Here is an 8,726-nt window from a genome sequence, read left to right as displayed (position 1 = left end):
CGATGCCCGCCACCATCGCCAACGGGATCCGGCAGAACCACGAGGTGCTGGCGCCGCGCGAGGGCGCCGAGGACCCGCCGACCATCGTGTGTGTCCACGGCATCCTCATCGACAGCCTGGCCAGCTACTACTTCACCATCGCCGCCGCGCTGCGCGACGCCGGGTTCCGGGTCGTGCTCTACGACCTGCGCGGACACGGCAAGACCGAGCAGCCCGCGTCCGGATACCGCCTGGACGACTTCGTCGAGGACCTGGCCGCGCTGCTGGACAGCCTGGGCATCCGGCAGGCGTGCCTGCTGGGGAACTCCTTCGGCGGCACCGTCGCCTACGGCCTGGCCGCCCGCCACCCGGATCGCGTCACCGGCATCACCGCCATCGAATCCGAGCCGGCGACCCCGGCCTGGTCGGAGAAGATGGCCGCCAACCTGCACAAGGCCGCCACCCAGCTCGGCACGTTCGAGGCCACCGCCTGGATCACCGCCCGCTACGGCCGCGACCTGGCCCGGCGTGCCAAACGCGCCGCGCGGCTGCTGGCCGCCAGCACCCTGGAGAAGGACCTGCCGCAAGGGGCCGTGCTCACACCGGCCGGTATCGGCGCCATCACCTGCCCGACGCTGGCGCTGTACGGGGCGAAGAGCGACCTGGCCGACCAGGTCGGGTATCTGCGGGCGCTGATGCCCGCCTATGAGGCGGTGGTGCTGCCGGGGCTGGAGCATTCGGTGCTGGTGGAGGCGCCGGACCGGGTGCTGGACCTGATTCTGGGGTGGCTCAAGGAGCAGCGGCTGGCCGAGCGGGGGTCGCTGTGAACGGCCCAGATGCCGGCCCAGATGCCGCCGACGCGGCGCGCCGGATCACCGGGTCCGGGTCCGGGTCTGTGGCGGCCGGGCGCCCCGGGCGGTTCCTGATCGTGGTGCCGCCGCTGGTCGGGCACATCAACCCGACCCTGGGCGTCGCCCGCGCACTGGCTGCCCGCGGCCACCAGGTCGCGTTCGCCGGACATCCGGAGATCCTCGCCCGGCTGGGGGCCGCACCCGATGCCGCGGTGTTTCCCTGCGCGCTCGCCGGCCACGACGACACCCCGGTGGCCCGGCCCGCCGACATGCGGGGGCCGGCGGCGCTGAAGTTCCTGTGGGAGACGTTCCTCATCCCGCTGGCCGACGCCATGATCCCGGGCGTGTCGGCGGCGGTGGAGGCGTTCGAACCCGAGGTAATGCTCGTCGACCAGCAGGCCGTCGCCGGGGCGGTCGTGGCCATGCGGCACGGCATCACCTGGGCCACCTCCGCCACCACCGCCGCCGAGCTGGCCAACCCGCTCGCGGCGATGCCGAAGATCGACAGCTGGGTCAGGGAGCTGCTGCTGGACCTGGAGGTCCGCAACGGACTACCCACCGACGCCGCCTCGCCCCGGTACCAGAGCACCTTCGGCGATCTGCGTTTCTCACCGGAGCTGGTCCTGGCCTACAGCACCGCCGCGTTGTCCGGGGACGTCCAGGCGCTGCGCGGCAGGCTCCGCTACGTCGGCCCCTCGATCACCCAACGGCCCGCCGACCCGGCGTTCCCATGGCACCGGCTGCCCCAGGACCGGCGGCTGGTCTTCGCCGGCGTCGGAACCGCCAACGCCGACGCCGCAGCCGGGTTCCTCACCGCCTGCGCCGAAGCGATCGGCGCCCGACCACACCTGTTCGGCATCATCGCCGATCCCGCCGCCGCCATGACCACAGCGCCGCGCAACGTGCTGGTCGTGCCCCATGTGCCGCAACTGGACGTGCTGGCGCGCGCCGCCGCCGCGATCTGCCACGCCGGACAGAACACGGTGTGCGAGGCGCTGTATCACGCGGTACCGCTGGTCCTGGCACCGATCCGCGACGACCAGCCGGTGGTCGCCCAGCAGGTCGCCGACGCCGGAGCCGGCCTGCGGATCCGCTTCGCCCGCGCCGGCGCGCCCCAGATCGGTGCGGCCCTGGACCAGGTGCTCGACGACGCGCGTTTCACGCAAGCGGCCAGGCGGGTCGCCGACTCGTTCCGGGCCGCCGGGGGAGCCCAGGCGGCGGCGGGGTATCTGGAGTCGCTGCTGCCGGTGCGGCAGGCGGTGGGGTGACGCCGCGAGGACGGGGACTACTTCTTGCCGGCCTTGGCTGATTTCTTCGCGGATTTAGCAGCCTTGGCCGGCTTCTCCTTCACCGCTGCGGCAACTTCCTTGGCCGCCACCTTCGTGCTCTTCTTCCCCGGCTTGGCTGCCTTCGCGGACTTGTCAGCCGCTGCCTTGGCCGGCTTGGCCGCTGTCTTCGTGCTCTCCTTCACAGCCTCGGCCGGCTTGTTGGCCTTCGTCGCCTCAGCTGCCTTGGCTGCCGCAGCCTTCGTGCTCTTCTTCGCAGCCTTCGCCGGCTTCTGCACCGCTTCCTCGACCGGCTTGTCCGCGGCAGCCTTCGCAGGCTTCTTCTGCGCGCCCTTCGCCTTCTTCGCCTTGGCGGGCTTCACAGCGTCCTGCTCCGCCGGTACTTCAACCGGGGCGGCAGCCTGCGAGCCGTCGCTCACCTGCGACCGGAAGGTCTGCCCGGCGTGGAACCGGGGCGTGATGCCGGCCGGGACCTGGATCGCCGCGCCGGTGCGCGGGTTGCGGCCGATGCGGGCGGCGCGCGCCACGGCGTCGAAGGTGCCGAAGCCGAGGATCTGGACGCGTTCCCCGGCGGCGACGTGGCCCATGATGATGTCGAACACCGCGTCGACGTACTGGCGGGCGTCGGGGTCGGCGTCCGCCAGTCGGGCGGCCACCTCGGCGGCCACGTCGGCCTTGTTCACCATGGATTCCCCTCCGGTTTCGCTGAAGTCCATCTTTGGTTCGGCACCGTAGCAGGCGAAAGTGTCCATTCGATGTCTTACGATGTCTGGCGGATGCGGTTTGTAACGGATCTTCGCCCTTGACAGGAGTTGCTCCCATGGCCGAGCCGGTCACCACGCTCGTCACGCGCTTCAGTTCTCCGCAGGCCGAGGCCACCGGGTGGGAGGCGACGCGGCAGGTGGTGCGCGACGCCGAGTTGTTCTGGCTGACCACGGTCCGCGCCGATGGCCGGCCGCACGTGACGCCGGTGGTCGCGGTCTGGTTCGACGAGGCGGTGTGGTTCTGCACCGGCGCCGGCGAGCAGAAGTTCGCGAACCTGGACGGCAACGCCCAGGTCGTGCTCACCACCGGCTGCAACGGCTGGGACGGCGGACTGGACGTGGTCATCGAGGGCCGGGCCGAGCAGGTCGGCGAGGAAACCGTCCTGAAGGCGGTCGCCGAGGTGTACACGTCCCGGTGGGACGGACGCTGGCAGTACAGCGTCGCCGACGGCCGGTTCCACAACCCCGAGGGCGGCGGCGGGGAGACGCTGGTGTTCCGCGTGGCCCCGGCGAAGGTGTTCGCCTACGCCAAGGGCGATCCGTTCGGCGCCACCCGGCACCTGTTCGGCTGAAGCACGGCGCGCGCCGCCCTCCCTTCGCCGCCAGGTGGCGGATCGGTCCGCACCTGGCAGTGTTGGCGGTGTCGGCTGTGCCGGCCATCTCCCCAGCGGCAGCGGTCCCGTGTGGACGAAATATTTAAGATTCAACTACCGTTGGAGCCGGGTGACCGTGACTCGGCCCCGATCCGACCCCTGGAGGCTGCCGTGCCTGCTGTGACCGTAGAGAACCCGCTGGCGCTGCCCCGTATCGCCGCTCCCGCCCCGGACGCGGTGCCGCGGCCGGTGCTGGCGGTGTCGACCGCGCCGAGTGGTTTCGAGGGTGAGGGCTTCCCGGTGCACCGGGCGTTCGCCGGGATCCGCAGCGAATACCTGGACCCGTTCATCATGATGGATCAGATGGGCGAGGTGGAGTACGCGGCCGGCGAGCCCAAGGGCACCCCCTGGCATCCGCACCGCGGCTTCGAAACCGTCACCTACATTATCGACGGCACATTCATCCACCAGGACTCCCACGGCGGCGGCGGTGTCATCACCGACGGCGACACCCAGTGGATGACCGCCGGCTCCGGGCTGCTGCACATCGAGACGCCGCCGGAGAAGCTGGTGCAGACCGGCGGCCTTTTCCACGGCATCCAGCTGTGGGTGAACCTGCCCAAGGTCAAGAAGTGGTCGCCGCCGCGCTACCAGGACATCCGCTCCGGGCAGGTGGGCCTGGCCTCCACACAAGACGGCGGCGCGCTGGTGCGCGTCATCGCCGGCGGCATCGACGGCGTCGAGGGCCCCGGGGTGACGCACACCCCGATCACGCTGGCGCACCTGTCGATCACGCCGGGCGCGCGCGTGGAGCTGCCGTGGCGCAAAGACTTCAACGCGCTGGTGTACGTGCTCAACGGCCGCGGCACCGTCGGCGCGGGCGAGCGTCCGATCAAGTCCGCGCAGGCCGCTGTCCTGGGCGCCGGCGACACCATCGTCATCGCCGCCGATCAGCAGCAGGAGGGGCGCCACCCCACCATGGACGTGATCGTCCTGGGCGGTGAGCCGATCCGCGAGCCGGTCGTGCACTACGGCCCGTTCGTGATGAACACCGAGGAGGAGATCCGGCAGGCGCTGGCCGACTTCCGCTCGGGCAAGATGGGCGTGGAGCCGACCGAGGCGATCCCGCACATCCAGCCCGGTGACACGCCGCCGCCGGCGGTGTGAACGCGCGCCGCGCACAGGCGGCGGCGGGCCGGCCGGACTGAACAGCGAGACTGAACAGCAGGACTGAACAGTCGGATTGAACAGCCAGGCCGGGCAGTTTGAGGGAGCCACGCGGGCGCGGGCTCCCTCAAAGCGTTTCGGCGCCGGGGAAGTCTGCGCCGGTGCGCAAATATATTCTCGCCGCAATTGGGCGAATTTGCGGCGCAAGGCCAGGTCCGGGCCTGCACACGGCGCCACTGCAATCGCAAGTAATGCAGGCCGTATGCTGATCCCTCTCTTCACATTGCGCTTAGCTCAATGCACATAGAATCGCCTGCGTTTTGACCCCACACCCGGATGAGGATCTTTGAGTCTCGTCACCGACGCCGCCGCGTACGTCCGTGCACGACGCGACCTCGCCCCCGGCCTGGCACCCAGCACGGTGCTCATATCGCTGGCCACCGTGCCGGCGCTGCTGGTCACCGCCTGGCTGATAGCCACCTTCCCGCTGGTGTGGATCGGCCAGTTCCGCCTGTACACGGCGCTGCCGCTGTTCGCGGTGCTGGCCGCGGTGCTGCTGCGGTTCGGGCTGCCGCCGGTGCTGCGGGCCGCGGCCACGCTGCGCACGCCATGGTGGCCTGTGGTGGCCACGGCGGCCATCGCGGCGGCGTTCCTGCTGTTCGCGGCGGCCACGCACAGCGAGCAGGTGGTCCTGCACCGGGACAACGGCTCCTATGCGCAGATCGGGTACCTGCTGGCGCACAACGGCGGCCTGAACCGGCCGGTGCCCACCGGGGCCTTCGGTGACTCCTCCTCGCTGGTGACCTACGAGAGCCCGGCGTTCTACCGCGTCGGGTCGCACCTGGTGCCGCAGTTCATGACCGGCTGGCCGACGATGGTCGCGGCCGGATGGTGGCTCGGCGGCTGGTCGGGGGAGCTGGTGATGCCGGCGCTGGTCGGGGCCGCGGCGATACTGGCGCTGGCCGGGCTGGCCGCACGGCTGGCCGGGCCGCGGTGGGCGCCGCTGGTGGCGCTGGTGACGGCGGTGGCGTTCCCGGTGTTGAAGAACTCCCAGACCACCTTCTCCGAGATGCCGGCGCTGCTGCTGCTGGGCACGGCGGTGCTGCTGCTCGGCGAGATCATCATTGCCGGGACCGGGGCGGACGCAGGCGCAGGCGCCGAGGCGGTTGCGGGCACCGACGCCACCTCCGACGCCGCGAGCGCGGGTGCCGGCGTGAGTGCGGGGGCCGGCGCGGCGCTGCCGTGGCCGTTCGCGTTCACCGCCGGGCTGGTGCTGGGCGTCGGCGAGCTGGTCCGGCTGGACCTGATGCTGGACATGGCGCTGCTGATGCCGGTCGCGGCCTGGCTGTGGGCCACGCGCCGCCCCGGCGTCCTCGCCTGGCTGGCCGGGGCGTTCGCCGGACTGGCCCTGGGCCTGCTGGACGCGCGGTTCCTGAGCTGGCCGTACGTGAAGACCAACGCTTCCTCGGTCAAGCTGGCCACCGCCGCGCTGGTGCTGTCGTGCCTGGTGTGTCTGGCCGTGGCGGCGTGGGTGCGCTCCCGAGGCGTGCCGCAGGCACTGTGGCGGCTGGTGCCGGCCGCCGGCACGGCCGCCACGGCACTGATCGGCGTGGCACTGGTGGTGCGGCCCTATGTGAACACCGCGCGCGGCGACGCGAAATCCCCGTCGGGCCAGTACCTGATCTCCCTGCAGGGCTGGGTCGGTCTGCCCACCGACGGATCGCGCACCTACGCCGAGCAGTCGCTGCGCTGGGTGTCCTGGTACGTGGGCTGGCCGCTGCTGGCCGCGGCACTGGCCGGCGCGGTCGTGCTGACCTGGCGGGTGCTGCACGGCCGCGAACTGCGCTGGGCCGCGGCGCTGCCGGTGTACGTGCTGTCCGCGGCGCTTCAGCTGTGGCGGCCCTCCATCACCCCCGACCACCCCTACGCCGACCGGCGCCTGGTCACCGTGGTCCTGCCCGGGGTGATCCTGATGGCGGTGTGGACGGCCTCGGCGGCCACCCGCGCGCTCGCCCAGAAGGTCCGCAGCAGGCAGCAGCGCAGCGCCGCCGGCGGCCGCCGGCTGCTCACCCCGGTGGTGGTGACCGCGGCCGGGGCGGCGGTGATGTCGGCGCTGTTCGTGGTGCCGGCCGCCGCGACCACCGCGCCGGTCGCGGCCAAACGCACCGAACTCGGCGAGGTCGCCGCCACCCGCAGCGTGTGCCGGGCACTGTCGCCGAGCAAGGACTCGGTGGTGCTCGTCGACGCCATGAGCGGCCAGTGGATGGCCACGATCCGCAACCAGTGCCAGGTCCCGGTCGCGCTGCTGAACGACGCCGACCCGGCGAGACTCGCGCACGTCACCGCCGGCATCACCGCCGCCGGACGCACCCCGGTGGTCGCCGCCTCCAGCCTGGACCCGCTGCGCCACCTCGGCTTCGGCGGCACCGCCGTGAAGAAGGCCGTCGCGCTGACCACCAGGCAGGACCAGCAGCAGATCGTGAAGCCGGCCACCGGGACCAAGACGCTGACCGACATCGCGTTCTGGTACACCCGGCCCCAGGGGCACTGAACTGAGGCGCTGAGGCGCTGAGGCGCTGAGGCAGCAAAGCCCGCGCCTGTGCCGCCACGCCGGCGGTGCCGTCCAGGCCGGAAACCCCGGCCGGGCGGCACCACCGGCGCGTTCAGAGCCAGTCCAGACAGAGCCAGGTCAGACGAGCTGGTTCAGAGCCGGTCAGCCAGAGCCAGTCCAGGGCCGGTTCACATCCAGGAGCGCCGCGACGCCGGCATCCCGGTCTCCCCGCCGGCCTCCGGCACCACACCCAGCAGCTGGTGGATGCCGATGCCGCCGTCCTCGAACCCGAGCGCCGAGCCGGCCATGTACAGCAGCCACACCCGGGCCCGCCCGACCCCGACCAGCTCCACGGCCCGGCTCCAGCTGTCCTGAAGGTTGCCCACCCACGCGCGCAGCGTCAGGGCGTAGTGCTCCCGCAGCGCCTCCACGTCCCGCAGCTCGAACCCGGCCTGCTGCATCAGCTGCGCCGTCGCCCCGGCGTCGAGCAGCTCACCGTCGGGGAACACGTACCGGCCGATGAAGCTGCGGCCGCTGATCCGGGACCCGCCAGGGCTGGAGATCGCGTGGTTCAGCAGCCGCCCGCCCGGACCCAGCAGCGCGAACAGCGTCTGGAAATACTGCCCGGCCCGCTCGGCACCCACATGTTCGAACATGCCGATGGAGGAGATCGCGTCGAACCGCTCCCCGGCCACATCCCGGTAGTCCTGCAACCGGATCTCCACCTGATCGCTCACCCCGGCCGCCGCGACCCGCTTGCGCGCCAGATCGGCCTGCGCCGCGCTGATGGTGATCCCCACGACCCGCGCCCCGTAATGGGTCGCGGCATGGATCGCCATCGACCCCCACCCGCAGCCCACATCCAGCAGCCGCATCCCCGGCCCCCGGTCCAGCCCCAGCTTGCGGCAGATCAGGTCGTGCTTGGCCGCCTGCGCATCAGCCAGCGCCATCGAGACATCCGGCTTGGAGCGCCCGTCATCGCCGGCGGAGACGAAACGCGCGCACGAATACGTCAACGACTCCCCGAGCACCAGCTCATAGAACTCATTGCCGACGTCGTAGTGATGGCTGATCGCCTCGGAGTCCCGGCGCTTGCTGTGCAGCCGGCCACGCTGATGCGCCTCCTGCTCCGGAGGCTGCGGCCGCCGCCGCAACGCCCCCACCCGCGCCGCCGCCCCCAACGCCTTGGCCGCGGCCTCGGCACCCAAATGGGCATCGTTGCTCGCCCCGGACTGCAACGAGCGCAGCACCGTGAAGATGTCCCCGGTGAAATCCAACTCCCCGGACACATAGGCCCGGACCAACCCCAGCTCCCCAGGCGCCCACACCATGTGCGCCAGAGCATCCCGCGAACGCACGACCACGGACCCCACCGTGTCCCCGTCCCGCGGTGTCAACGAACTGCCGTCCCAGAACTCGAACCGCACCGGCGGCGGCGCCGTGCCCAGCGCGGCAGTGAGCAGGGGCCTGAATACAGATGCGACGGTGGTATTAGTACCCATACAACTATCTTGCATCCAAATTCGCGTCAAAGC

The 8,726-nt window shown here is 71.5% G+C and carries 7 protein-coding genes; 5 read left to right on the top strand and 2 right to left on the bottom strand.

All coding sequences use genetic code 11. The annotated features are described in order from the left end of the window. Nucleotides 1-2 precede the first annotated feature (2 nt). Both ABIA35_RS05660 and ABIA35_RS05655 read left to right on the top strand, forming a co-directional pair. A complete protein-coding gene (locus ABIA35_RS05660) occupies nt 3-806 on the top strand; it encodes an alpha/beta fold hydrolase (RefSeq protein ID WP_370357106.1) in 804 nt (267 codons plus the stop codon). Between the two features lie 68 nt (nt 807-874). Continuing rightward, nucleotides 875-2,098, top strand: coding sequence for a glycosyltransferase (locus ABIA35_RS05655; RefSeq protein ID WP_370357399.1), 1,224 nt, complete (start codon nt 875-877; stop codon nt 2,096-2,098). Between the two features lie 17 nt (nt 2,099-2,115). On the opposite strand, the gene ABIA35_RS05650 is transcribed toward ABIA35_RS05655, so the two are convergent. Continuing rightward, on the bottom strand, nt 2,116-2,832 hold the full coding sequence (locus tag ABIA35_RS05650; RefSeq protein ID WP_370357105.1) for an HU family DNA-binding protein: 717 nt from the start codon (nt 2,830-2,832) through the stop codon (nt 2,116-2,118). Between the two features lie 104 nt (nt 2,833-2,936). Here ABIA35_RS05650 and ABIA35_RS05645 point away from each other — a divergent pair, with 104 nt between their 5' ends. The 3 genes from ABIA35_RS05645 (at nt 2,937) to ABIA35_RS05635 (ending at nt 7,191) form a co-directional block, all read left to right on the top strand. Beyond that, a complete protein-coding gene (locus ABIA35_RS05645; protein ID WP_370357104.1) occupies nt 2,937-3,452 on the top strand; it encodes a pyridoxamine 5'-phosphate oxidase family protein in 516 nt (171 codons plus the stop codon). Between the two features lie 192 nt (nt 3,453-3,644). Further along, nucleotides 3,645-4,640 (top strand): pirin family protein, encoded by a 996-nt coding sequence (locus tag ABIA35_RS05640; protein WP_370357103.1) that lies wholly within the window; start codon nt 3,645-3,647, stop codon nt 4,638-4,640. Nucleotides 4,641-4,986: 346 nt separating this feature from the next. Next, complete coding sequence (locus ABIA35_RS05635; RefSeq protein WP_370357102.1) at nt 4,987-7,191, top strand: hypothetical protein; 2,205 nt, start codon at nt 4,987-4,989, stop codon at nt 7,189-7,191. Between the two features lie 188 nt (nt 7,192-7,379). On the opposite strand, the gene ABIA35_RS05630 is transcribed toward ABIA35_RS05635, so the two are convergent. Then, entirely contained in the window at nt 7,380-8,693 is a 1,314-nt protein-coding gene (locus ABIA35_RS05630; RefSeq protein WP_370357101.1) for a class I SAM-dependent methyltransferase, read from the bottom strand. Nucleotides 8,694-8,726: the final 33 nt, after the last annotated feature.

The organism is Catenulispora sp. MAP12-49 (genome assembly GCF_041262705.1).
Classification (GTDB): Bacteria; Actinomycetota; Actinomycetes; order Streptomycetales; family Catenulisporaceae; genus Catenulispora.
This window is presented reverse-complemented; position numbering and strand designations above follow the sequence as displayed.